Consider the following 1,104-nt stretch of genomic DNA (forward strand, 5'->3'; position numbering starts at 1 on the left):
TTCGGTGCCGACCAGCCTCACCGCGCCGGCATACATGCCGCCCAGCGCGCTGGAGTCGATCGCCAGGCTCGGCTTGGCGCTGCCGTCGTCAGCACGCGCGGTGGCCGCCAAGGTGCGGGCATCGACATCGTTGCGCCCGGCGACGATGGCCAGGTTGCGGGCCTGGATCTCGGCATTGATCTTGGTGCTGCGGGCAATCAGCTCGAAGCTGTCGACGTTGCTGGCATTGATCCCTGTGCCTTCGATGGCGATGTGGCCCCGGTCGACCTGGTAACGGGTCAGTTGGCCGTTCTCGATCACCGGCTTGCCGGTGCTGAGCGTGGCCTGTGGCGTATTGATGAAACCGCAGCCATCGCAGGTGATGCCGTGGGGGTTGGCGACGATGACATGCGCCGCATGCCCCGCGACCTCGGTGTAGCCACGCAACTGGCTGGCGTTGGCGCCATTGACCTCGTTGAGGATGACGTTGGCCGCCTGGCCCTGCAGGTTCGGGTTGCCAAGAATGATCCCGCCCAGCTGGGTGGCCTGGGTACGCTCGGTGGCGTTGTTGAGGATCAGCCCCTGCTGGCCGACGTTGTAGTCGCTGAACTGGTTGTGCGACAGCCCGCTGCCATTGGGCGCGGCGATGTTGACGATCGGCACGCCATTGCCCGCCTGGTCCAGCCGGGTGCCCGGCCCGCTGACCACCACGCCTTCGGCGGCCTGCGCCCAGAATGGCTGCCAGAACATGGCGTTGGCCAGCAGGAACGCCAGGCCCCGCTTGGGCAACCCGCAGAAACGCTCACGAGGCTGAATGGCGGCCGAGCGTTGGCGGGCCAGGAAGGCGAACAGGCGGACGTCCATGTCAGGTCTCGTAAGTCAGGGGATCAGGTGGATCAGAGGAAGAAATCCAGGCGGAAATACACCGGGCGTTCCTTGTCGGTCAGCACGTCGGGGCGTTCCAGGCTGTGGGCGAAGGTCACGCTGGCGGCCATGTGCTGGCCGCGGGCGAACAACTCCAGCGAATGGCTGCTGGCACGGCCGTGGTACTCGCCGTTGTAGCGATCGTTGCGGATCACCCCGAGGTCGTAGCCCAGGCCCAGGCCGTACTCGGCCACCAGCGGT

1 protein-coding gene and 1 pseudogene are annotated in these 1,104 nt (G+C 66.5%); both read right to left on the reverse strand.

From position 1 onward, the window contains the following. A partial coding sequence (locus POF53_RS25895) for a filamentous hemagglutinin N-terminal domain-containing protein (RefSeq protein ID WP_498970051.1) occupies window positions 1-843 on the reverse strand: 843 nt, incomplete at its 3' end. 32 nt (window positions 844-875) lie between these two features. Beyond that, window positions 876-1,104 (reverse strand): annotated as a pseudogene (locus POF53_RS25900) (hypothetical protein); the annotation flags it as partial.

Source organism: Mitsuaria sp. RG, from assembly GCF_028369275.1.
Taxonomy (GTDB): Bacteria; Pseudomonadota; Gammaproteobacteria; order Pseudomonadales; family Pseudomonadaceae; genus Aquipseudomonas; species Aquipseudomonas peradeniyensis.